Raw genomic sequence first — 24463 nt, forward strand, 5'->3', positions numbered from 1 at the left:
AATCCCGAATAATCTCCGTCCTTTTTTTGGACAAAGACTCAGATTAAATTAAAGTATAAGCCCCAAGATACTTGCTGTTACACGCAAGCGTTTCTTTCGCATTTCTGAAAACCCTTCAAGGATTCCTTTTGTAACTCGTAGCATTTTGTGCTTTTTTTATTGGTTAACTGAACGAAGGTATTACAGAATTTTCCCATTTCAGACACCTGTGAAAAAGATGACCGGTTTTGACTGCTTTTGACCGGTTTGAAAACCCATTTCTTCGGATCATGTTCGGGTCTTCTTCGGACCGGCTTCGGAAGAATGGGATTTTTTCCGAAGGATAACCGAACAACAGTCGAAGGATTCAGGGAGAATTTTGAGTGGTTTTCTTCTATTCAGGTTGACTAAACTTTTTGCTTAGCCCCCAACTTTTGCGTTTGATCCAATGTTTCACCTGACAAAATAAAAAAGCACCTACAAATCTGCAAGTGCTTGATTTAAAAAGTGGTCCCACCTGGGCTCGAACCAGGGACCACCTGATTATGAGTCACTGCAGGATTTCCGTAATTCACTGTCTATTAAGGGGACAGAAAAGGAGACTGTTTTATTTTGTTTGATGATTTATTATGTTCTAAGACCATCTACTAAAAAAGTCTTGCAAGAAATCTTGCAAGAAAATGTGGGATTGGAGGAACCATCAATGTCAATTAATAATCCAAGCATTTAAAAGATATAAATATATTTACATCACGGCTACACACATTTATTTTTTTAAAAATTATTTTTTTAGTTTTATCAAATTATCCTCGAAATCACTTTTTACTGTTTCCCATGATTCAAAAAACTCATCATTGTTTAAATAACCTGCTGTAGGTTGTTTTTTAGTTAAGCGTGCAAAAATTACGGGGTGCGAAATACTAAAAGTATAAACTCCCTCACTTTTTTTCTCGAATTTCACCGAAAGTGATGCATCTTGAAAAACCTTAGCTGCTACCGTACTTCCCGTTACACCAAGCTTCGCGTCTAAGCTTGCGGATATTTCTTGGTCGACTTTTACAGTAACACTCATATTTTCTATCACACAATCTGCTACAACCAAAACCAGTTTTCCATTTAAAAATGCTCTCTTAATAGACTTTGAATTATCCAACTTTTCAATATATTCAACTATCTTGTCTCGTCTAAGTTTTCTTAAATAAGCCTTTCCAATATTTAATGTTACAACTGTTTCTTTTTCTTTTTCAAATCCCCCATTTATACCTACGACATCATAAATTTTTGGTAAAAGAACTTCTACAGCAAATTTTGATTTTTGTTTCTCTTCAAGGGTGATACTGCCACCAGACCCAACACCAGCAAAATCATTTAAAGATAGCCAATCTACTTGAGCTGAATCGTTAATGCCGATACAGTTTAACATATCACATAGAAAATTACCATCTGAAAGTGAATTCTCATAAGATGTTATTAGTCCAAAATTATCTGTTGGATAACTAAAAATCTTGTAACCTTTTAAATCGTTTCCTATCGCTTTCTTTATCGCTTCACCCATAATCTTATTATAATTTTGAGCATAATAAAAATTGTGAGCAAATATTGTAAAAAAAATGCACTGGCTAAATAAATTGTTTTTTTCATTGTTTATTAATTTTTAAGTTTAACTATTTGTTTAAATTGCGATCTTAGCTCATCAACGTCATTAAAATTCTGTGAGATACCACCATTTTTTATTTAATATTATAGGAATGGAAATCTTATGGGGTTTCAGAACGATAGACTTTAATAAATATAAAAATATGGAATACAAAAATTCCCATTAGAGCAAAACAGATGATTCTACCGGAATCTAATATAGATGCTATTGAAAAAATTTCGTGCTTAATTTCTTTGTGGTTTAAATTTAAATAGTCAATAAGTTTGCTCCCGTATTCAACATAATTGTCAATAATTCCAAAACATAGGATTATACCTAAAATACTTACTAAGATTCCGACAAGTGATAATATTTTCATAAGTTCGTTTTTAATTTTAATATCCTCTGTTATTTTTAAATTCTTTTTCACATTTTAAGGAGCAAAATTCTTTCTTTTCAGTTATACATTGAAACTTGATACCTTTATGATAGTCTTTTATATAACGATAAATTTCCGGTGTATTCCATCCACTTTCCATGATTGTCATTCTAAAACCCAAAACTTCGCCCATAGCCAGATAGGTAGGTTTAAGTAATTTTTCTTGAGAAAAAATATTTCCGCACCATTTACATTTTCCATCTTCATGTCCACAAACCTCAAAAGAGGTAACTTCACTCAGGTCTTTTATGTTTTTAAGATCGTTTACTAACTGTTCAAACGTTTGAAGATATTCCGGATCTTTCTCCAATCTTAAAAGTTCTTCTTGAGTTGGAATATTTGATGTCTCAATATTAGAAGTGGAATTGGTTGAAAAATTATTTCCGAAATTATTATTTTCTTCAGCTTCATTTTCTTTAAACAAATCTTTATCATCATCTAATTTTCCAAGATTGGAGAATCGAAAGTTTTGAATACCTTTTCGATCTTCATGATCATAGATTGTAATGATAGAGAAAGATATGATTAGATAAAAAAATATATTTGAAAATACCGTAACCTTATTCTCATCATCTTCAGATTTTCCAATTGAAAAAAGTAAAACTGATAAAATCTTTAAGATAACTATTATACCTATAAAAGGTAGTATAAAAGATGTTTTATAAAGGATATCAAAATTGAAATTTTTAAGGTAACTAATATATCCCATTGATTTATCTTCTCTTTTTTACAGTAGACTTGTTTACCGGAACTTTTGTAAGATCATTTTCGATATCGCTTGTCCTTTTAAATTTATTTCCATCATAAACATCTGTCAAAGTATTCTCTGCACAATTAATCAAGACCTTAACTATTGAATTTGAATTTTGATAATCATAATATGTGATTACTGCCTTTGTATAGGATAGTAAAGTAACTTTTTCTAGATAATACATTTTTGAACCAACCGTTCCTTTTGAAAACACTCCACCACTGTTTGAGAAATACAATGTTACATTTTGGGAAAGATATTCTTGAACATCATTATCATTGTAAAAACATTTCTGGGCGGAAATTTCAATGATTGTCAAGAAGAGGAGTAGACTGATAAAAATTTTCTTCATGATTTTATTTTTTATTTTTAAATTCTTTAATCTTTTCCAAGGTGGGACAATTGAGTTCGTTATATTTCTTCTTGATTTCATCCGCAGTAAGACTATTCTTATTTCCCTTGATACATTCACGTACAAAATATTCCGTGACATTATAACTGGACGACAAAACTTTGACAATCTGGGTATTGAAACTTGTTCTTTTTTGTGTATTTTTATCCATTAGTTATATTGTTTCATAAAGGAAATAAATATATCAACATCTCTATATCCAACAAAGATATATAGTATAATGAGCGATTTTTTTGATAGACTTGATAAATACATGGAATACAAAGGTTTCAACGATAATAAAATTACCGTTGAAACTGGCATATCAAATGGCTTAATTGGAAAGGCTAGAAAAAGAGGAGGATTATCTCAAGAAAATATATCAAAAATACTAAACACATACCCCGACCTTGATGCAAATTGGTGGTTTCGGGGAAATGGAAAAATGTTAATATCTAATGAATTCTCCAATGAAAATTTGGTTGATTGGGAGAAAGTTATTAAATCTCAGCATGAATTACTTACGCTAAAAGACAAAGAGATTGTAAGATTGAAAAACTTAAATAAATAAAAGAGGTGCCTAATGACACCCCTTTACTATAAGCTTTGTCCTAATGGTATTATTTTGTCAGGATATTCTAAAGTTGCAGTAACAGGCTTAAGTGCATATCCACCTGATTGTAAAGGAATTTTAAGTACTCCATATATTTTTGCAAGAATATTTTTCCCCATAATACTATTACTACTTGAACTAATTTCGGGTACTTTTATATGTAACTCATATGTTTTCTTGTCGGTACCGATAAATTTGATTTCTGCTGATATTTTTTCATTTCCAACAGTAAATTCCGCCTGCTTAACTTCTGCAATTTTGTCTTTTTGGTACAAAACAGGTTTTTCACTATCTTCAAAGTTTATTGGAACTACCCAGTTGAGTTCATATTTATCATTATCACTTTTTTGAGCAGTATAAGATATTGCTTTTTTAGGAGGATTTGGTATCGGGTGAACCGTTGTTGAAAAATCCCTTTTGACAGGTAAAATTATTTTCTTGTTGTTTATATTGTCTCTTGTTTTGATCTCTAGATTAATTGGAATTTTATCCGAAACAGTCTTTCCTGAAAAATGTATTTTATTTGGAATACCCGATAATGTAAATCTTACAGAATTTTTAGAGTTTGGAATTCGTTCAATTTTACTTAATATCACAGAATTATCTTCGAATGAGCTTTTATCAACTACATTTATTTCCCAGAAGTGTGGACTAATAAATGACTGTGAAAAACCATCAATATCAATATAAAATTCGAAGTTATTACCATCAGACATTAATTGATCAGAAATATTAAATTTGATGTCGGTCAATGATGAAATTTGAAAATATGAAATGATATCGTCAAGATTTGGCAACTTAACATAATTGGTTTTCAATATTTTCCCATCTTTGTAAACAAAAGTTTCAAAGTCTGTACCTCTAAATGTACTTGATGCGTCGAAAGAATTCTTCATATTTGTTTCTACACTTGCAACTTGTGCAGATATATTAATTCCTAAATCACTTTCTATCTTTTTATATTGCTCACTACTTGTAAATCTACCTACTGTTAATCCTTGAAAACTTTCAAGGTAATAAGCCTTATTATTGTATTCAGGATATTTTTTATAAAAATCCCATAGATTAAGCATCAACTCGGTTGTTTGATTATTTTTCACAGATAATATATTACTTAATGGAGACTTAAATACTCCTTCGTAAAGATACAATCCGAATTTCCTTTCCACATCTGCATCAATAGCTGCACTTAAAGCAGCACCTGCATACTTAACATTTCCTTTCGATACAATATTCAAAAATTTAGAGCAATTAGTGGTATAGACATAGCTTGGAAAAGTATTTTCATCAACTAAATTGAATCCGTCTTTAGTATCTGATATTTTGTTAATAAATTTATTTGTTTCAAAGTTTAATTTTGATGCATCCATATTTAACTTTAGTTCATCTTCGAAAAAGATATAGCGAAACAGACTTGATCCATTAATAGACATCGAACTAACCTTTATAGTACTTAAATTTACTCTTAGAAAATTTTTAATATCCGAAGAAATATAATCTCGATCAGAATCTTGTTTTCTAATTACGTTACATGAAACAGTATGTTTTCCAAATTGAATCTTCAATTTACTACCTAAGGTTTCGTCTTCATAATTTAGTCTTGGAAATAGTTTCTGTTCATCCAACTGACAGAATGCATTGGTAAAAACAAAACATAGTAATAGAATAGTGTGTTTTTTCATTTTTATAATGTTATTAGTTTCATCAAACATACAATAAATCATAAAATTATGAAATCACCCTTTTGCGGTATTTGGAATAATGAAAATTTTCATTTTTCAATTACGTTAAGGATTAATAATAAAAATTAAAAAAACTAATTTATGGTACTTGTAAGATTTTTAGGCTCTTCTATCCTACTTGACTAATTTTATTTTTCTCTCATAAATCCTAAACCAAATTTAATTAGATTAAAAATGACAACATTACATAAAGTACAATGTATACTTTTCGTGTAATTTATAAGACTTTACACGTACTTTATGGTACTTTTAAGGAACATTTTTGTCGTAAACTAGTCAGGTTGAAAATTAAACCTAATTTTCAAAAGTCTTCATCTGGTGAGATGAGACGTGGTTTTCTCTCATGTATTACAAAAAAACACTATTATTTTGCACTGAAAAAAACCGTACCTATTGATAAGCAAGTGCTAGTTTTTTTAAAAAAATTCAAATTGAAGGGCACCAATGGATTACCCTTAATTTACATTTATATCATATCAAGTTTTACAGCGACTTTTTTTACTTTTTGTATTGTTTTTGTTGACATTTCAAGAAGTTTTCCAATCTCTCTCAAAGTTCTTCCTTTTTTAAGATATTCTAAAGCCTTCTTATTTTTTGTTTTATTTATGAAGTTAAAATCTCCTTCATTCGTTCCGACAGGTCGACCTAAAACTCCACCGTTTTGAACATATACCATTCTACCAACCGAGGTTCGCTCCAAAATATTCTCTAATTCCATTTCATATAAAGATGACATTACAGAAGAGATCATTTTCCAGATTGGATTTTTCTTTCCATTTGATCGTGACTGAAGACCAATGTTTCGTACAATTACATTGATTTCTTTTTTTTCCAACCACTCCAACGTTTGGATAACGTCGCCAGTACTCCTGCCGAGACGTGAAAATTCTTCAACAACAATCTCGGATATCTTTCCATCATCTACCAACCTAATTAATTCCTTCGATTTTGGACGGTTTTTAAAACTTACTGACCCCGATATCTTATCAAGAAAAACAATATCATATTTTTCTTTGTCAGCCTCAAATCTGTTTCCGGTCTGAATCAATGTCGAAACTCTATTGTATTTTACACGCATATTGTAGTAATTTAAATCTTACTTTAAATTTACGGAGAAAGTGCCGTTGTGCATATGCTTTTAGCACTATTTAGCGTTTTAAATGGATTTCCTTTTTATATTAAATTTTATGACCGCAGAAATATGCAAAATAATAATCACATGCTGTTGATCAGGAATGGAGTCTGGTTTTTATAGTTGGAGAGCAAAATAAAATTTAGCTCTCAAGATCTCCTCCCCGGTCAATGCAGTAAAGTGAAGAGCAAAATAATCTTTAGCGTAGGTCCTGTAGATATCTGGAGCTGGAATTGCGCCTGGAATCGGTCGATCTCTGGATGTTGAATTTACTTTGCTCGTTTGGGGAAAATATTTCATTTTTCAGGATATATCAAATTTACCATAGCCACAGGTAACCCGGGGTATCAAATCCCCCCTTGCCCCCGTGGGTGTATAGAACTTTGAAAAACCAAGCTCGAATGTGTACACGTAGTCTTAGGTTTATTAGTTTGAGATTATAATAATACCCGTTTTTAAAAAATAAAATTTTTCCGGTTTTTGCCTCAGAAATCTGACTTTGGAAGATTTAAATTTAAACCGGAAAAAACTTGTTAAAAAAAATAGGCTCCCAAAATAAAAATAAATTTTTTTTTCATTTTTTGTCTGGAAAATGGACTTTTAATGATTATGTGATTTTTTTAATCTAGAATTTTCCTCTTGAAGATCATAGATAATTACAGATAACTTTTCAATGGTTTGATTACAGGATATACTATCACTATTGCTCTTTGTCTTTGTATTATGTAGCAATGATAGTATATCGTCAGAATTTTTTTGAGTGATTTGTGATGATAAGAATATTTAAGTTCCGTTAAAAAATTTCCTATCACAACACCAACAACTAATATTATTATATAAGCAAGTGATTTTTTCATAATGAGATAAAATTTTTATTAAAGATAAAATATTATTAAAATCAAAACACTCCTTATAGATAACGTTCAAAGTCTCTTCAATTATCAATCATATTTTTTTAGAAAAGATTATTAACTCGGATTAATTCTCAATGTTGGTTATTTTGATCTAATACCTTTACAAAAAGAAAAGGATGAATAAAGAAGTAAAGGAAGAAGTTACAGATCCATTTTATATTGAACCGGAATCTGATATTATTAATGATTTTATTAACCCTTAAATTTTGGAAATTATGCCAAGAAACCACGAGGCAGACATCTGCAACCCTAACAGTGATGCGTATCAACAAGCTATGGATAACCATGCCGATCAGTTGAATCCAAATAATGATGAGTACGCAGGAAATTAATTTTGAATTGCTACCTTAGAGGTAGCAATTTTTTATGGATTATAACAACATTTTTCAGATTACCGACTTAATCACATCATTTAAGAAAAATGATGAAGATAAAATTGTTAAGGAATTTTGGTTATCACTCAATATCAGAGAGCAAGAAAAACTTAGACTATTTTTGAGTGATGAAGAATTAGTTGGAGACATCATGCAAATTTTTAAATTTATAATTCAGCATACTTCTAGCCAGTACGCAACTGATTTCTTAGTAAGTTATACATCGTTATTAAACAATCCGAACATCATTTTTCCTAAATCTAAGAATGAATATAAAGTTTTGTCATTCTTCAATTTTATAAAAAGAATTCACAGAAAGAAAAAAACTATTCATTTGAAGAATGTTCAAAAAAAAACTATTCAGGATGAATTTGGAATAACAGACAAAACACTCAATAAATGGTTTATTTATTTTGAACTAAATTTCCCCAACCAACGGGAATTTAGTTCAAGAGAATATTCTGAAATTGTTAGAAACTTTGTTTTTGTTGAAGGTATTATTGCTGAACAGTTCGAGCAATATTTTAAATCAACTTATACAAAAAAAATCCTATCTGAAATGTTGGGAGATCATACTAAAAGTGAAAAAACAAACTACCGAAATTTTAAAAGCATTTTGGAAAATCTTGATTGTTGGGATACTTCCGATAATAAACTTTTAGAATTTATACGTACACATCATAAATTACCATTTAGTACTGTTTACAATTTTTTGTTGCTAATGAAAAAAAACAATTTTCTTACAAACTCTGATGTAAAAGACGTTTTTGAAAGTTACTTTAAATGTTCATCTAGCTAGATTATGGCTAGTTACAGCAATACTTTTCAATTCTCCTTGTTTGGAAAATTCATAAAAATTTCTTATATTATACATACCTGAAATATCGGTATAAAAGAAATAATACAATATTTAATGAGCAAATATCCAGATGTAAGTCTCATCATCCCAAATAATATTAATTACGAAAAACTTTGGGACAAAATTAATACTAATCCTGACCTAAGTAAAGGAGATAAATCCAAATTAAAAGATTCAACATTACTATTTCTTCACTATCTGTATCCGTCTTCCAATTATATGACTTATACTAAGAATAATAGTTTTCACAAGAAAATAAAGAGTACAGACTTTAATGTAATTACTAGAAATTTTTTAACAAAAACTGTTACCCTCTTAGAACATTCCGATTATCCGGTAATAGAAAGTAGAAATTATAAAGTTGGGAAGTATTCAAAATCCTACAAACTTAAAAATGATTTTTTCCTATTCTGCAAAGCTGAAAAAATTACGATGAACTCTAGAGTTGGAGATAATTATTTAGAGCATGTTTAAATAAAAAAGTAGTTTTTATTTAAACATGCTCTAATTCTAAAGGTTGCCTAGCTATTCTTCTTCAAAGGTTTGAATCCAATCTCTTGTTAGATATTGGGATCAAAAAACTATTGAAAAAACAGCCCGACTTAAACTTTTTCACAATTCACGATTCGGTTGCTGTTGAAGAAGGAATGGCAGAAACGGTGAAAAATATTCTTTCGGCTGTAATAAGTGAAACTACCGGAAAACCAATCGGACTATAAATAAAAGAAAGTGAAGATCCATTTAAAACAATTGAAAATACCGCTTTGGAAATGTTGAATAAATCATGTAAAAAAGTTATTTCTAAAAGAAGAAAAGAAAAATTTACTAAAAGATAAGTAGAGAAAGGTTCTTGCGAGAACCTTTTTTTGTTGCTAATTTTCGAAAAAAATAAAGATGGAGGTTTTATTATTCGGATTAGACAACAGTTCCGAAATACATATCAAAAATGTGATCAATTTATTTAGCTCAATAAAAGGTATCATTAATTTTAAGAGTATTAATGTTGAAAGAGATATAAAGTATAGGTTTGAAGATGTTAAACGAATAAATCAGTCTGAAATAATTAGCATATGTAATGAAGTGAGAGATAAATTCGACATTACTGATTACGTGGTGATGGTTACCAATAAAGGATTGGATATTCCGGTTCACAACTTTCCCAAAGAAAAAGATTGGAATAGTGTGTTTATTCATAGAAATATCGCTGTAAATTCTTCTTCAAGATGGAATTCAATAACAAATGGTAATATTTATTTGGCAGTTGCACATCAGATCGTTGAAAATATTTTTCAAGCAATTTCTCATATGGAACTCAACTCTCAGAAACAGTTGGAAAATGTCCATCAGGAAACTGAAATTTGTATTAATGATTATTGTGCAGATATTCAAAATTAGATCGGGTTACATATGTCAGAACTGTAAGGACAGTGCAATTAGGCTAAATGATTTCAGGTATATTGAACATATTGAAAATTTACTGACCGGAATAAGTAATAAGCTCCGGTATAGTAGTAATCACTCTCCAACGAAAGAGCAGATAACCGTAACTTTTGATGATGAGCTGAATATGAAGATTGGAGACAATGTAGTTGATTTAAAAAAAAGTAAGATCTCAAAAGTCAATTATTTTTTCCATCTTATAAATCATGATATTCCGTTAACTGGTAAACTCATGAAGGATGATAGAGTTAAGAAGAAGTTTTTAGAATTAGATTCATTATTAGACCATGATATGACAGATGCTCATTATAACAGTCACTTAAAAAATTTAAGATGCAACCATAACAGGTCAAACGATGTCATCGTTGAACATTGCAAGAGTGATGTTCTTTCATCATTGTTTAAAATTAAATCATCACTAGAAGAACAAGATCTCTATTCATACAAAATATCATCGTTAAATAACAATATTCAATCACATAGCAAATTCCAGAGATTTAGGATAGATCGGTAATTGCAGCGTCGCAGAATCGGAAAATGCGCTTTGGATTTTCTCAATTTTACATCATAATTAAAACAATAAAAATTATTTATTATGAGAAAATCAGTATTGAATTCTAGCGCGGTGTTACCTTTACTAAATGTTGTAATAAAATTAAAGTTATCTCAACTTGAAATTCCGGAAGAATGGGATGAACTTTTTGAGAGAAAAGAAAAAAAACAATTTATTCAAAATCTTAAAAAACAGATAGAGAAATCCGGTTACTGCAATCCGATTGTTGTTTTTAAATTTGAAGATAAATATGTTATCATCGACAGTGTCTTACGATTCCTAGCGGTACAGGATTTAAATTTAAATGAGGTCGATTGTATTATTCTTGAAAGTTCTCCGAACTCTAAAGATGAAGTGAAAGATTGGATTATTGAATTCAACTTAAAGTCTGTTCCAAGTCTGGAAGAACGTAAAAGACTTCTTGCTCATTATTTAAGGGTTATTGATACCGAATCAGAACTTGATGAAAGTACTTATAATGAAAAGTACAGGTTCATATCTGAACAGTACGGGAGAGGTTGGGGACGTAATAATGTAATTACTTTTAAAAAATCTCTGGTTTTTGAAAAAGAGAATCCTGAAAACAGCCTAAATCTTTCCAGTAAACTTTTAGAAAACGAAGTATCATTTGATCGGGTAAAAGGCGTGTTGGATATTTTGAATGATGAAAAAAACAATTATGATTTGGAGAAGGAGAAAGAAGCCAAGGTTATTGATGGATTTCTAAATAAAAAATATGATTTAAGAAAAACGGAATCTTTGGTTCGTCAATACAATCACAAGAAAGAAACCGGAACCACTAACATTGATATCATCACAAACATAGTATCTGATAGATACATGATTTTACCGGGGAATTCTCTTGATGTAAAATTTCCTGAAGGAACCTTAATAAATGGTATACTAACATCAATTCCATACTATAATCAGATTGAATATTCCGAAAAAGATTCTAAGAATAGCGAGTTCGAAATTGAAAGAGAAAAGAAACCGGAATTTTTTGTAAGAAACATTGTTGACGTTATGAAAATCGGTGCAGAAAACATGACTGGAGATGGTGTCATCATTATTAATCTTCATGACTCATATCAGGACGGTGTTTGTGTAGGTGTGGTTCCTTTACTGATTCTTGAGATGAAGAGAGAAGGTTTCTTCTTTATAGATCAAGTAATCTGGCAGAAATCAAATAATAAACCTCAGGGAAATAAAACCAAAAGATTCACCAATGGTTATGAATCTGTATTGATATTTTCCAAATCGAAAGATTACTATTACAATCAATTAAAAATCTATGATCCAAGCAAGTCAGCTACGGTCAAAAAAGGGTGTTCAGAACAGGGAAATAAAGGTGTTGACTTAGAAACTTCATATCACATTTCCAACCAGTACAAAACAATGAGAAATTTTCTTTGTGATAATGATATTGAACATGTTTTGAAATTGAATATTTCAAAGGAAAGATCACAGCAAAGTGGTTTGCAAAATGGGTTTTTCGGTTCTTTTCCCACATTACTCCCTTACCTTTCATATTATCTTTCATCCCTGAGGAAGGAACAGTCTGGGATCCATTTGCCGGAACGGGTTCTGTTGGTAGAGCTGGATTGATGCTAAACCGTAAAGTTATTATGAGTGAACTGTATGACAAAAATATTCCAAAAATCAAAGAGGTTCTCGAAAAAGGAATTTCTGAGTATGATGAGAATGAATATCATACTTTAAAAAATGACTTTGTCTCTTCCGATAATCAAATTGATCTTGCGGCATAGAAGTTTCTATAAAACTTTATGGTAACATCTACCTCTCCTCTAATTTAATCTCAAATTTTATCGATTTTTTTAATTCACAGCTTCTGTGAACAGGATGATCTATATGTAAAATTGAGGGAGAGAAGATTAAAGCTAAAATTTTCAACTGCCGGTTTGGCAAAACCAAAACAAAGGCTTAGCATTGCGACGCCTTTGTTTTCAATAATAACATTAAAAATTATGGAAGAAAACAGATATATGGATCTAAATTCATTAATAAAATATATCCCTTTTACAAAGGCAACAATTTACTCAAAGGTAAATAGAAAGCAGATACCCTTTTAAAAAAATCGGAAAAAAACTAATATTCAATAAGCAGGAGATTGATCGTTGGATCGATGAAGGAGGAAATATGAGTGATGAGATCACAATTCCGGTTTTAGTGGTTTAATTTTAAATATTTTCGAAAATGGCAACATGTAGTCTTGTACTTGATAAAAGAGTGAAGTTAAAAAATGAGAACTATAATTTAAGTATTCGCATCATTGATGGAAAAAATCAACTGTATCTCAACATTTCAAAGATGACTGAAAGGAAATACAACAAAATCTTTATTAAAAAAGATATGGGACAGAATACAATTGAGTTTCGTCGACAATGTCAGGAACAGATTACAAAAGCTGAAAAAATCATTTCACATATCAAGGTTTTCGATAGAAATATTATTAAACAATCTTTCTTTAAAAAGAATACCCAAGAAAACCAAACGGAAACTACTCAAATATCATTAAAATTAGATGATCTATTCAAAACATATTGTGAAGAAAATGAACATTTAAGTATTAGAACAAAAATTCATATTAAACAGTCAAAAAATGTTTTTACAAGAGAAAATAATGATCTCACAATTCTAGAAGTAACACCGGAATTTTTGAAAAAAATTGAGAGAAAAAGATTACAAGAAGGTGTATCTATTTCATCTATAAATTCCAACTTCAGAGACCTCCGAACGGTAATTAACTATTTCATGAAAAAGAAAAACGTGATACCGACTGATTACTTCTATCCTTTTGGTAAAGGTGGGTATTCGATTTGTGAATATTTTCCAAAAAAACAAGTTTTCACCAATGATGAAATATCTCAGATTATAAATTTGGATAAATTTGAGAGTCGTGACGAAGAGTTTGCACGTGATATCTGGGAATTACTGTATCGATGTAATGGTATTAACTTTGCCGATCTTTTAAGACTACGATGGGATCAGAGAAATGGTAACTGTTTTGTATTTTCCAGAAAGAAAACAGAGAATATCAGAAAAAAAAATGAGACAGGAAATTGTTGTTCCGATAAATCAAAAAGTACAAAATATTATAAGTAAAGTTGGTGATAAAAATAGTCCTTTCGTACTTGGATTTTTAAAAGAAAGTTACACTGATGAAAATTTTGATTACATGAACCGTAAAATGAGAAAAAGTATTAATAAATCTCTTAAAAAAATCTCACAACGTCTTCAATTATCAATTACCCTACAACTAAAAACCGCCCGCGATTCTTATGCGACAGTGCTAAGGAGAAAGGGTGTTTCAATTGATATAATTTCTGAAATGTTATCACATTCAAATACAATTGTTACAAAACATTATTTGGACAGTTTAGATAATGAAACGGTATTCAAAGTAAATGAAAATTTAATCTAGCAGAGAATATTGAAAATCAAATATATCAACAATGAGATTCTTATTTCTTGTGATAGACTTCATTGGGAATCCCCGAAAAGTATGTTGTTATATCCTCAGATTGATCAAAAAGATAGTGAGTTTGGAAATTATAAATTCAAGTATAATGACAGGATAAATCAGTGTAAATTAGAATTTGTAAGTGTCATTGATTCCGGAAGAATAAAGAAGGGCAAACAATTATGTAACGAGATTCTCAGAAAAATACAATAATAACCGGTAAACATCATAACATGATCGTACTTGCCAATAAAATTTATTCCCCCGCCATGTATTTATCACTTTGAAGATCTTGCAACTTTCTTGCAACAATATAAAAAAAGACACCTACATCATTGTAAGTGTCTTATTTTCAGTGGTCCCGCCTGGGCTCGAACCAGGGACCACCTGATTATGAGACGATTAAATATAATCTTCAATCTTTTGCATTTATTTATATTCATCTATTTTTCAGTAATTTACTAATAATTATAATTCTAAAACTTTTCATTTATTATTATTTTTCTTCAATGAGTTAATCTAATTGTTGCAGTAATGTTGCAGCGAAAATAATTACTATCTCTAAACTAATGTAAACTTGCAAAATCTGCAATATTTGCAATACTACAATAATCCATCATCAGCAAAACTCATGTAACTTTCTTTTGTTATGATGATGCTATCAAACAAAGTAATATCCATGAGCTTACAGCTCTGGTTTAATTTCTTTACAATGTTCAAATCTGCTGAACTTGGTTTTAAATTTCCACTCGGATGATTATGGGCTAATATTATACCTGGAGCCAAACATTTTAATGCTACTGATAGTACAAGTCTAATATCTACTAAGCTACTTGTAATCCCACCTTTGGATAAATTATAGATTCCTAATACACAGTTAGAATTATTAAGCAAGATTACTTTTACTTCTTCCTGCATTTCTATTGTTTCTTCATTCCAAAACTTTCTTATAATTTGAACAGCATCAAAGCTTGTAGCAATCTTTGAACTTACAATTTTGTTAGGTTTGTAAGAAACCTGGATTTCGGAAACTTCTGATATAGTGTTATTCATTTCTTTACTTTAAATTGTTTTGTAATAGTTTATTCTGATACATCAATACAGAGAATTTCTTATCTTTTCTCAGAATCAACATCATATATTCTGGTAACTCAATATCCTGCATCTCTTCCAATTTCTGTTTTAAAAAAACTAAAATGTTACCTGGATATAGAAATTCTACTCTCATCAACACATCGGCATTAAAGTACATAAGAATGTGCTTTGTTCTTAGTTCTAAAACTTCATGTATCTCACCAAAGTATTCATAAGGCTCTAATGACAATCCATTCTCAATAAATTCATAAGGCGGAATAGAAATTAAGTCAAATTCGTATTCTGCATATTCACTGTCAAGTTTAAAAATTAAGTAATCATAAATATTGTTTTTCATTAATCTAAGGGTATAAAAAAACCACCTCTTAGGTGGCTGTTAATCAATTTTTAGGAATTGGAATCATAGGTATAGCTACCTTCTGCATTTCCTCTTCTATTTCTTTTAGTTTTTCTGGATATATTTTTCTCTCATAAAGTAGCATCTTAAATACATCGTCAAATTCAATAAGGTTCTCATAATACTTTCTATCAATACAAACTCCGAATTCTCCTATTGGCGAGTTTCCAAAGTGAGGATGAACTATCTCATCATCACTAACGCTATAATCCAAATGCTCATAATAAAAAATCGCCAGTTTGTTGTAACCAATATCAAAGTACTTTATCAACCAATCTTTTAGGAGTGCATCATTATTACTACAAGTATTATATTCTTCAAGTGCAACTTTACAGTCTGCATCTAATTCCTGAACTTTAATACCATATTCAACTTCTTCGTAAAAGCTTGTAAAAAACCTATATTTCTTGGTACAATACTCAGCTTCCTGTAAACAGTCATAAGGCAAATCATTATCTTTCCATTGCTGACATTGCTCACAAAGATTCTCGGAATAATTTTTAACTTCTTTGTATAAATCGTTGTATTCATATAACCAAAATGCAACCTTTTGTAATGTAAAAGGATTGTCGTTAAGTTCTTTTAGATGTTCGAGAGAATTAGGTATTTTTTCTTCCATATCTTAATTAGATATTATCTGATAGAGTTTTTGATTTTTTATCAAAATACAAGTAACTTGATGAGAAAGAGATTATTAATATTAAGAGTAAAGGTAAATATTGATAAACACGTCGAGTATCATAATCTTTAATATTATTTTCAGCTTGCTCCTTTCGGAAATCATAATTTTCTGAATATCCATCATCACCATTTTCCATAACAGCACCAAGCTTTAAATCCTTTTTCTTCTCTCTAAGAATCCATTCTTTCTTATCAAGTTTCAAAAGATTCTCGTCCTCATCCTTACTTAATTCCCATGAGCTTTTTGATGTTTTCCTATCCTGGTAGAAGTAATCAACTCTGCTAAAAATAAATGTAAAACAAAAAGTTATTACACTTGCAACAAGAAGTGATTTAATAATTTTTTTCATACTAATAATAATTATTATTGAAGTTTAAGGCTAATTAATCAATTAGTTACTGGTAGTCATCTGGTAAAATCTCAAAATCCAAAAGCGGTTTATCATTTTTATCAACAAGGAAGTATTGAAATGTTATATTTTCATGAACAAATGACTTATTCTTAGGATTATGCTTCGCCGTATTAATAACATTTTGTTTCCATTGATTCTCATAGTTCTCAATTTCATTTTTAGACATATTATTAATGTCATAATCAGTTTTGTAAAAATACTTTACTTTTTTTCCTGCTAACTCTAAATTATTTAAAGTCATTCCTTCTCCTGTTTTTAGAGGTAAATCTAATTTTGTCTGTTCTACAGTCATCATGACATCATAATATTCATCTTTAACTTCACGTTCAATTATTTTGGTAATAATATTAATAGCTATTAATATTAGAATAACAGTACCAATTGTAATAAGTATTTTCTTCATTTAATTAGTTTTTTAAATTTTTTCAAATATAGTAAAGTTATCATTTGTGATAACCACAAGATTGTATTTTATCTCCACTTTTGGCTATTAATCTAAAACGTGGATAAAAAAGAGTATCAAGTTGCAATAGGAAAGCGTATAAAACAGCTTAGAGAAAAAAGGAACATTTCTCAAGTTGAATTGGCTGCTTTATGCAATTTTGAAAAGTCTAATATGTCCAGGTTAGAAGCTGGGAATACCAATCCTACTGCATATACTTTGCACATTATTGCTCAAAAGTTAGAAATAGAAACTTTTGAGATTCTAAAGTTCAAAACTTTGCCTGATTAAGTTTTAGCTATTTATAACTATCTCTACATAACACCTGGAAAAGGATGAGTTTGTATTTTATTGATATAAGAGCAACAAAGCATATATATGCCTCCAGGTAAAACTCAGATAAGAAACGAATAATTGTGAATATCTTCGCGTTTCACCTGGATTACAAATATTTATTTCCAGGTAAAGTATTAAATTCTCCTGCACATTTTTTCCTAACACTATATTATATTAAAGGAAATTTTGCGCAGATATATAAAATAAATCTATATCTGAAAAGCATTAGATTTTCCTTTTTATTATATATAAGAAAGGAAAATCTGATGCTAAAAAAATAAAAATGTCCAGATTTTACCTGAACCTTATATGATTCTACAGTAAAATTTGGACATTTTAGGAAATTTAATCAGCCATTGATAAGTTACCTGGAGCTGAATATACTTTAGAAGTTATAAGTTCTTCTGCTCTGTAAACATACCTGTGGGATAATGTAATAATTTCTCCTGTATCTTGAATAGTGTATTCATAAGGCTCACATTCTTCTTTTACAATTGAACCAGGAAATTCTGAGCCAATTAAAGATTTACAGGTTTCTTCATCGAATGTAGATGTAATAGTAGCTTTCTTAGAGGTGGCATAATACATTCCTGTAGTTTTGCTTAATACCATTTCAATACCTCCTGAAACTTCAAGTACAAAGAACTCCTTGTTCTCTGCTACTCTTCTTTTGTAATTGATAATTCTTACCATTGTTTTTGATTTTGAGTTAGAAATAACACCACAAGAATTGAAATTAAACAGCACAAATAAACCCAGCTCTCAACTTGAATTTATAATTGTTCCTGTAAAATTTTTGTTTTCTTATAAAGGTGTGGGGGAATCTTCTTTTCCCCAAGAGGGGTGGGGGTTGATTATAAGGGGCATCGAGTGTGAATAATTTTTATTGAAAATTTTTTTTAGGAGAAAAATTCTGTAATTTTGATAATACTGCTTTTATGAAGAACACAACTAAAAAAGGAGATTTATTTGAAGATAAGTGTTTCAAAATCATTGAAACAGCTCTTAAAAATGAAGAATTAGGAATTATTCCCTCTCTCAGCAAAATTTATAAAAAAAAGAAATATTACTCTCCTGACAGGGAAGGTGACATTATTTTTGACATATCAATTGAAGTAGTACTTAAAGGAGGAAAAAAACCAACTTTGGTTTATATCGTTGAATGTAAAGACCTGAATAAAAATGTTCCTGTTGATGATGTAGAGGAATTTCAAACAAAGATTAATAGTTTAAAAGGATTTCAGGTTAAAGGTGTTATAATCGCTAATGGCTCTTTACAAAAAAGCGGATATAATATTGCCAAGAATAAAGGATTTATGCTAATTGAGGTAAATGAAAATGGCTATGATATAGTTCTTGATAAGAAAAAGAAAATAGATTCAGAATTAAATGATTTAGTTCTAACTAATATAAGAAAATGTATTTATAAGTCATTCTTGATAAAGTCAATTTATATATTAAAAAAACTATCCAAACAGGGAATAAGTAGAATTGCTCAAAATATAATCAGAGATTTCGATACACAATCAAAAACAGAAAGATATAGTTTAGAAAACTTCAAAAAATATCTGGAAAATCACCATAACCTTATATTTGAATTGTTACCCAATTCTGAAATCCAATTAGGTCAGTTTATTCCGAATGAAAATAAGATATTAATCAATGAATCAATTGTAGATACTCATCAGTATGGATTTGTGTTTTATCATGAAGTAGCACATTATTTCTTACACAGAAAATTGTTAATAAACAAAAATCTATACGATCTCTTTTCAGATTCAGAATTTAGTTATATTGAAAATAAATATATTTTAGACAACCCAAAAAATTGGATTGAATGGCAAGCAAATTATTTGGCAGGTTGTTTAGCACTTCCTGAAAATGCACTGATTAAAAAGGTTATTGTGTGGCAAGAAGAAAAAAGTATCAGAAACAAAGGAACAATATTTTTAGATAAACAGAAGGTTAACAGAGATGATTTTAAAAATTTGTGCGAGCATTTATCTGAATTCTTTTGCATAAGTAAGACTGTAATTAAATTTCGCTTACTTGATTTAAAAGTTTTAACAATAGACCCTTCATATTACAAGGCATTTAAATCCACTGCAAAAAGCAGTTATCCAAATGATTCTGACGATATAGAAGAGATTAGGAGAAGATCTATTGATAGAGCAAAAGAATTGTATAATTTTTAAGTAAGAAATTCATTGAATAAATAAACCAATAAGCTGGTAAGTATTCTGAAAACCCAATTTATAATTGATTATAAAAGAAACTTATCTCACAGCTAATTTAAATATAAAGAATTATGAAAATATGACAGTTTAATTAATTGAATAATACTGTAACTAATATTAGATAAACATACTTAAGGTAAACTAATAACCCATGAACATTACACCTAACAAATTAACAATAACACAACTCTTAGCAACTCCAAATGAACAATTTGTAGTACCATCTTACCAAAGAAGATATGCTTGGGGATTTCCACAATATAAAGCATTATTTGAAGACATTGATATGTTGAATGAAAATGATGGACATCTGTTTGGAACCATTATTTTACACTCAAACCATCATACTGGAGGATTAAACCAACCTGAATTAGTTGATGGACAACAAAGGCTGACTACGTTAATTATTTTACTTAAAGCAATTGAGACTACCTACAAACAAAAAGGAGAATTCGAAAAAGCTAAAGAAGTGAAAAATAAATTTACTTGTAAAGGACTTGATGAAATAGAAAAGCCTAAATTAAAATTAGGAGAATTGGATAATTCAGATATAGAAACCCTGATTTTAGAAAACCGTATTAATAATATCACTAATCTTAACATAAAAGATGCATTTATAAAGTTTAAAGAATGGTTGTCTGGGTTTACGCTAAGTGAGGTTAATAAATTCTATTTCAAACTAACAAATATAGCAGTACTTATTAGGCTGGATGTTGTAATGCCTCAAGATGCCTTCAAATTATTTGAAACTATTAATAATAGAGGTCTACGATTGTCTGCTACTGATATTATAAAAAATTTTTTGTTGGGTCATGCTTCGAAAATACAAGAATCTTATACTTTAGAGAATGTAAAAAAATTATGGTCTAACATTATAATAAATCTTGATGGCATAGATACTGATGATTTCATTAGACAATTTATGTGTTCAACTCTTCATCGAAAAATAACAATGTCAAAATTAATTTTTGAATTTAAAAAGTATTATTTGAAAAATGTTAAATACGGAGATTTATTAAAAGAATACCAATATTACTACAATGAAATAGTTGATGATATCGAAGAAAATGAAGAAGAATTTATTCCAGAGGATACTACTGAAAACACTTTAGAGGAAAAAAATAAATTCTCCATTATTGAATTTTTAGAAAAACTTGAAAAACTTTCCGCTACTTACAGAAAATTAATTTTTACTACTCACGAAAATATTAAGGTTAATAGATGTATTAAAAATCTAAACAACATCCTATCTAAACCATCATATATTTTTCTTATGCATTTCTTAGATGACAACAGTTATGGTGTAAATGATAAAATAAAAGTTTTAAAATATTTTGAAACTTTAATGTTAAGGAGACATATATGCGAAAGAAGGACAAGTGAAAATGATGATATTTTCTCAAGATTAATTTTGTTTTTATCTGATGACAATTTGTTAGATAAAATTAAAGAATACATAAAAATCGCTGAACATATTCCATTAGATGATGAATTTAAAGAAAGTTTTCCCAAACATCAATTTAAGGGAAAGTTAGTTGATAGAGCAAAATATGTTTTAGAGTCTATTGAATATTTCAAAAGAGGAAACACAAGTGAATTATTAGTTTCGTCAAGTGAAGAAGTTCATTTGGAACACATAATCCCCCAAACAATTAATACAAAAAAAGCAAAAGAAGAGTTTGGAGATTGGGTAAAATATTTAGGTGATAATAGCCTGGTAAAGCATAAAAAATATGTTAACTACATAGGCAATATGACCTTGCTTGGAGAAGCATTAAATATACAAGCCTATAATAATCCATTCGTGAAAAAGAAAGCAAGCTATAAAAGATCTAATTTTATAATAACTAATGCGTTGGCAAATCAGAATGATTTTAAATTTCAACATGTAGATAAAAGAAGTGAAAATCTTACTGAATTAGCACTTAAAATATGGACAATTTAAACTTCATGAATTTAAAACTTTATTGTGAGTAAATCCACTCTAACCAGCATGTAGAAATCACATAACAAAATAAAAATATAAAAACTACACCATGAACATTTTTAAAAAAATTAATGAGCAACAAAATAATGAAGTAGTTCTACCTTCTGAACCAATAGATTTATTTTACAGTTTAAAAAAAGAAAAAGATTTTGCCTTTTTAAGAGATGCTCAAAATGAAGTATTATCAGAGTGGTATAAAAGAAAAGGTGAGAAGAATTTATTAATCAAAATGAATACAGGTGCAGGTAAAACACTTGTTGGTTTACTTATACTATATTCGAAGATGTTGGAAACAAAGAAAAAATGCCTTTTCTTATGTCCAGACAAACAGTTAGTAAACCAAGTATTAGAACAATCAAAAAACTACAGTATTCCAACTTGCATATTCGACGAAGATGAAAATGATTTTCCAGAAGAGTTTTTAAATAATGAAGCAATTCTTATTACAACGGTACAAAAACTTTTTAATGGTAAAAATAAATTTGACAAGCAAAAAATAGAAATAGAGTCTATTGTAATAGATGATGCTCATAGATGTATTGAAAAAATCAAAGATTCGTTCACAATTAAAATCCCTAATGATAATCAAATGTATGACAATTTGGTTAATTTATTTACAGATGAACTAAGAAGGCAAGCAATAGGATCATTTGAAGCAATTAAAATGCAACATCCGGAATATTACATGAAACTTCCTTTTTGGTCTTGGTTAGATAATGAGCAGGCTGTTATAAGAATAATGTCAAATCAAATTGGGGACAAAGATACTTTACTCTTTAAATGGGACTTATTTTACAATAATTATAAACAATATGAACTATATTTAAAATATCAAGGGATTGAAATAAGCCCAATAAAATGTTTTACTACAAATATTGAAACCTACAAAAATGCAAAAAATGTCTATGCTTTATCTGCTACTTTTGAAAATGAAAAATCCTTGCTTTTTGATTTAGACTTTACTTTGGACTCCATCCTAAATCCCGTTGAGCCAAAAAATAAGAAAGATTATGGTCAAAGATTAATACTCTCTCCAAAACGATATTTTAGAGACTTTGATATGGATGATTTAAAAGAAATTATTAATCATCATCTATCAAACAATGAGAATATATTAGTATTAGTACCAAGTTATAGAGATGCCAGAAGCTGGGAAAGTTTGGGAGCAAAAATTATTATTGAAAATATTGTAGAAGAATTAGATTGCCTTAAAAGAACCAAAGGAAACTTTATAGTAATTGCAAATAGATATGACGGTATTGATTTAGGTGGGGATGCATGTAATGTATTAATAATTTATGAGCATCCAAACTATAAGTTTATCAAAGATAAATATTATGAAAACATTAGTCATAAATCAGAAACGAATCTAATTGCTCAAACTTTAGAACAGGGCTTAGGAAGAACAGTTAGATCAGGTAGCGATTATAGTGTCGTATATTTATTAGGAAAGAATATTCTCCGGTTTTTAAGACAAAAAGATAACTTTAAATACCTAAATAAGCATACAAAAAAGCAAATAGAAATGGGATTAGATTTATTAAGCAATGTAGGAGATGTGAAAAAAGAAGAGATAGCAAAGACTATCTACGAAACTGCTGACTATTGTCTTTCCCAAAATAGTGATTGGCTACTTTATTACCAGAACTTTATGAAAAATGAAAGTAATAGTGAGGAACTCGATAAAGAAGAAGTATTGCAATTAAAACAGTTAGAAAAAGAAGCCATTGTAGAATTTGTAAAAGGAAATCATAAAAATTCAGTTGATAGAATCAACACAATTCTTAATCAAAACCTAACTAATTCTGAAAATGCAATTTATTTGACTTTAAAAGCTAATATTTTATATGAAATTGACAAAAACGGATCTAATGATTTAATTATTAAATCAAGAGAATTTTCAAGACACATGTTTGAACCATTTCTTGCACAAGAATACACAAAAAAACAATTAAAAGCTGGAAATCAATTTGAAAAGGCTAAAGCTTTTTTACATAATTTTTCAACAACAAATGATGCTATAGACACTATGAATGAAATTATTTCTGGGCTTGTTTATGATGAGAGTAATCCATCTGATAGATTTGAAAATTCAATAAATCTTTTAGGAAAAGTATTAGGTTTCATATCTTTTAGACCAGAAAAAGAGAAGTATGAAGGAAGTGATAATTTATGGCTGATGGAAAACAATGTATGCTTAATTATGGAATCAAAATCTGAAAAACTGCATAAGAATCTTATTTCTAAAACAGATATAAGTCAATTAATGCATTCTGTAAATTGGTTTGGGGAAAAATATCTAAATGATAATTTAGTTGTATATGGAGTAACTTTACAATACAACCGCAGAAAAGAAACTAATGTAACAGTTAACGATGAGATAAAAGTCATTGATCATGAATCTCTTGAGAAATTAAAAGATTCATTATCAAAATATATTTCGTTTTTGTCAAAAAATAATGTTAGAGAAATAACTATTGATAAAATTAAAGCAGAATTTGTTTCTTTAAAGTTTTCTAATGATCTGTTCATAAACTCGTATTTAAAATCAATAATCTAAAACATTAATAC

The 24463-nt window shown here is 29.2% G+C and carries 27 protein-coding genes; 15 read left to right on the top strand and 12 right to left on the bottom strand.

Annotated elements, in window-relative coordinates:
- Positions 1-760 precede the first annotated feature (760 nt).
- The 4 genes from QWT87_RS03595 to QWT87_RS03610 all read right to left on the bottom strand — a co-directional run bounded on the left by QWT87_RS03595 (position 761) and on the right by QWT87_RS03610 (position 3238).
- Positions 761-1534: a hypothetical protein gene (locus QWT87_RS03595; RefSeq protein ID WP_302713696.1), complete on the bottom strand. Its 774-nt coding sequence runs from the start codon at positions 1532-1534 to the stop codon at positions 761-763.
- Between the two features lie 202 nt (positions 1535-1736).
- Positions 1737-2045 (bottom strand): hypothetical protein, encoded by a 309-nt coding sequence (locus QWT87_RS03600; RefSeq protein ID WP_302713698.1) that lies wholly within the window; start codon positions 2043-2045, stop codon positions 1737-1739.
- Positions 2011-2763, bottom strand: a complete 753-nt coding sequence (locus QWT87_RS03605) for a hypothetical protein (protein WP_302713700.1) — start codon at positions 2761-2763, stop codon at positions 2011-2013. Before QWT87_RS03605 ends, QWT87_RS03600 begins: the two co-directional genes overlap by 35 nt.
- A 4-nt stretch (positions 2764-2767) precedes the next feature.
- Positions 2768-3238: a hypothetical protein gene (locus QWT87_RS03610; protein ID WP_302713702.1), complete on the bottom strand. Its 471-nt coding sequence runs from the start codon at positions 3236-3238 to the stop codon at positions 2768-2770.
- 199 nt (positions 3239-3437) lie between these two features.
- On the opposite strand from QWT87_RS03610, the gene QWT87_RS03615 reads away from it, so the two are divergent.
- Complete coding sequence (locus QWT87_RS03615; protein ID WP_302713704.1) at positions 3438-3767, top strand: hypothetical protein; 330 nt, start codon at positions 3438-3440, stop codon at positions 3765-3767.
- Between the two features lie 26 nt (positions 3768-3793).
- On the opposite strand, the gene QWT87_RS03620 is transcribed toward QWT87_RS03615, so the two are convergent.
- Positions 3794-5491 (bottom strand): hypothetical protein, encoded by a 1698-nt coding sequence (locus QWT87_RS03620; protein WP_302713706.1) that lies wholly within the window; start codon positions 5489-5491, stop codon positions 3794-3796.
- Positions 5492-6017: 526 nt separating this feature from the next.
- A complete protein-coding gene (locus QWT87_RS03625; protein WP_302713708.1) occupies positions 6018-6629 on the bottom strand; it encodes a recombinase family protein in 612 nt (203 codons plus the stop codon).
- Positions 6630-7963: 1334 nt separating this feature from the next.
- Between QWT87_RS03625 and QWT87_RS03630 the strand changes: the two genes are divergently transcribed.
- The 10 genes from QWT87_RS03630 (at position 7964) to QWT87_RS03675 (ending at position 14265) form a co-directional block, all read left to right on the top strand.
- Positions 7964-8770: a hypothetical protein gene (locus QWT87_RS03630; RefSeq protein WP_302713710.1), complete on the top strand. Its 807-nt coding sequence runs from the start codon at positions 7964-7966 to the stop codon at positions 8768-8770.
- 114 nt (positions 8771-8884) lie between these two features.
- A complete protein-coding gene (locus QWT87_RS03635) occupies positions 8885-9304 on the top strand; it encodes a hypothetical protein (protein ID WP_302713711.1) in 420 nt (139 codons plus the stop codon).
- Between the two features lie 110 nt (positions 9305-9414).
- Positions 9415-9549 (top strand): hypothetical protein, encoded by a 135-nt coding sequence (locus QWT87_RS03640; RefSeq protein ID WP_302713713.1) that lies wholly within the window; start codon positions 9415-9417, stop codon positions 9547-9549.
- 175 nt (positions 9550-9724) lie between these two features.
- Complete coding sequence (locus QWT87_RS03645; RefSeq protein WP_302713715.1) at positions 9725-10225, top strand: hypothetical protein; 501 nt, start codon at positions 9725-9727, stop codon at positions 10223-10225.
- Complete coding sequence (locus tag QWT87_RS03650) at positions 10197-10784, top strand: hypothetical protein (protein WP_302713716.1); 588 nt, start codon at positions 10197-10199, stop codon at positions 10782-10784. The genes QWT87_RS03645 and QWT87_RS03650 overlap by 29 nt, the downstream gene beginning before the upstream one ends.
- A gap of 81 nt (positions 10785-10865) precedes the next feature.
- Positions 10866-12428, top strand: coding sequence for a DNA methyltransferase (locus QWT87_RS03655; RefSeq protein ID WP_302713717.1), 1563 nt, complete (start codon positions 10866-10868; stop codon positions 12426-12428).
- Positions 12362-12589, top strand: a complete 228-nt coding sequence (locus QWT87_RS21275) for a TRM11 family methyltransferase (RefSeq protein ID WP_302713905.1) — start codon at positions 12362-12364, stop codon at positions 12587-12589. The genes QWT87_RS03655 and QWT87_RS21275 overlap by 67 nt, the downstream gene beginning before the upstream one ends.
- A 111-nt stretch (positions 12590-12700) precedes the next feature.
- The gene (locus QWT87_RS03665) at positions 12701-12913 is read left to right on the top strand and encodes a hypothetical protein (RefSeq protein ID WP_302713718.1); all 213 of its coding nucleotides are present in this window, start codon (positions 12701-12703) and stop codon (positions 12911-12913) included.
- A gap of 124 nt (positions 12914-13037) precedes the next feature.
- Complete coding sequence (locus tag QWT87_RS03670; RefSeq protein ID WP_302713720.1) at positions 13038-13946, top strand: phage integrase SAM-like domain-containing protein; 909 nt, start codon at positions 13038-13040, stop codon at positions 13944-13946.
- Positions 13891-14265, top strand: a complete 375-nt coding sequence (locus QWT87_RS03675) for a tyrosine-type recombinase/integrase (RefSeq protein WP_302713721.1) — start codon at positions 13891-13893, stop codon at positions 14263-14265. The genes QWT87_RS03670 and QWT87_RS03675 overlap by 56 nt, the downstream gene beginning before the upstream one ends.
- Positions 14266-14907: 642 nt before the next feature.
- On the opposite strand, the gene QWT87_RS03680 is transcribed toward QWT87_RS03675, so the two are convergent.
- From QWT87_RS03680 to QWT87_RS03700, 5 genes are read right to left on the bottom strand one after another with little or no spacing between them, the layout of a single operon-like run.
- The gene (locus tag QWT87_RS03680) at positions 14908-15357 is read right to left on the bottom strand and encodes a JAB domain-containing protein (protein ID WP_302713722.1); all 450 of its coding nucleotides are present in this window, start codon (positions 15355-15357) and stop codon (positions 14908-14910) included.
- Between the two features lie 4 nt (positions 15358-15361).
- On the bottom strand, positions 15362-15736 hold the full coding sequence (locus QWT87_RS03685; protein WP_302713724.1) for a hypothetical protein: 375 nt from the start codon (positions 15734-15736) through the stop codon (positions 15362-15364).
- A gap of 43 nt (positions 15737-15779) precedes the next feature.
- Positions 15780-16415, bottom strand: coding sequence for a hypothetical protein (locus QWT87_RS03690; protein ID WP_302713725.1), 636 nt, complete (start codon positions 16413-16415; stop codon positions 15780-15782).
- A 7-nt stretch (positions 16416-16422) separates the two neighbouring features.
- Positions 16423-16827, bottom strand: a complete 405-nt coding sequence (locus tag QWT87_RS03695) for a hypothetical protein (RefSeq protein ID WP_302713727.1) — start codon at positions 16825-16827, stop codon at positions 16423-16425.
- A 46-nt stretch (positions 16828-16873) separates the two neighbouring features.
- Positions 16874-17293: a hypothetical protein gene (locus tag QWT87_RS03700; protein ID WP_302713729.1), complete on the bottom strand. Its 420-nt coding sequence runs from the start codon at positions 17291-17293 to the stop codon at positions 16874-16876.
- 99 nt (positions 17294-17392) lie between these two features.
- On the opposite strand from QWT87_RS03700, the gene QWT87_RS03705 reads away from it, so the two are divergent.
- Positions 17393-17623 (top strand): helix-turn-helix domain-containing protein, encoded by a 231-nt coding sequence (locus QWT87_RS03705; RefSeq protein ID WP_302713731.1) that lies wholly within the window; start codon positions 17393-17395, stop codon positions 17621-17623.
- A 390-nt stretch (positions 17624-18013) separates the two neighbouring features.
- On the opposite strand, the gene QWT87_RS03710 is transcribed toward QWT87_RS03705, so the two are convergent.
- Positions 18014-18361, bottom strand: coding sequence for a hypothetical protein (locus tag QWT87_RS03710; protein WP_302713732.1), 348 nt, complete (start codon positions 18359-18361; stop codon positions 18014-18016).
- 245 nt (positions 18362-18606) lie between these two features.
- On the opposite strand from QWT87_RS03710, the gene QWT87_RS03715 reads away from it, so the two are divergent.
- The 3 genes from QWT87_RS03715 to QWT87_RS03725 all read left to right on the top strand — a co-directional run bounded on the left by QWT87_RS03715 (position 18607) and on the right by QWT87_RS03725 (position 24452).
- Positions 18607-19863: an ImmA/IrrE family metallo-endopeptidase gene (locus QWT87_RS03715; protein ID WP_302713733.1), complete on the top strand. Its 1257-nt coding sequence runs from the start codon at positions 18607-18609 to the stop codon at positions 19861-19863.
- Between the two features lie 193 nt (positions 19864-20056).
- Positions 20057-21850 carry a DUF262 domain-containing protein gene (locus tag QWT87_RS03720; RefSeq protein WP_302713735.1) on the top strand — a complete coding sequence of 598 codons (1794 nt, stop codon included), beginning with the start codon at positions 20057-20059 and terminating at the stop codon, positions 21848-21850.
- Between the two features lie 91 nt (positions 21851-21941).
- Positions 21942-24452, top strand: a complete 2511-nt coding sequence (locus tag QWT87_RS03725) for a DEAD/DEAH box helicase family protein (protein WP_302713736.1) — start codon at positions 21942-21944, stop codon at positions 24450-24452.
- The last annotated feature ends 11 nt before the right edge of the window (positions 24453-24463 follow it).

Origin of the sequence: Chryseobacterium urinae (genome assembly GCF_030518295.1) — a bacterium.
Lineage (GTDB): Bacteria > Bacteroidota > Bacteroidia > Flavobacteriales > Weeksellaceae > Chryseobacterium > Chryseobacterium mucoviscidosis.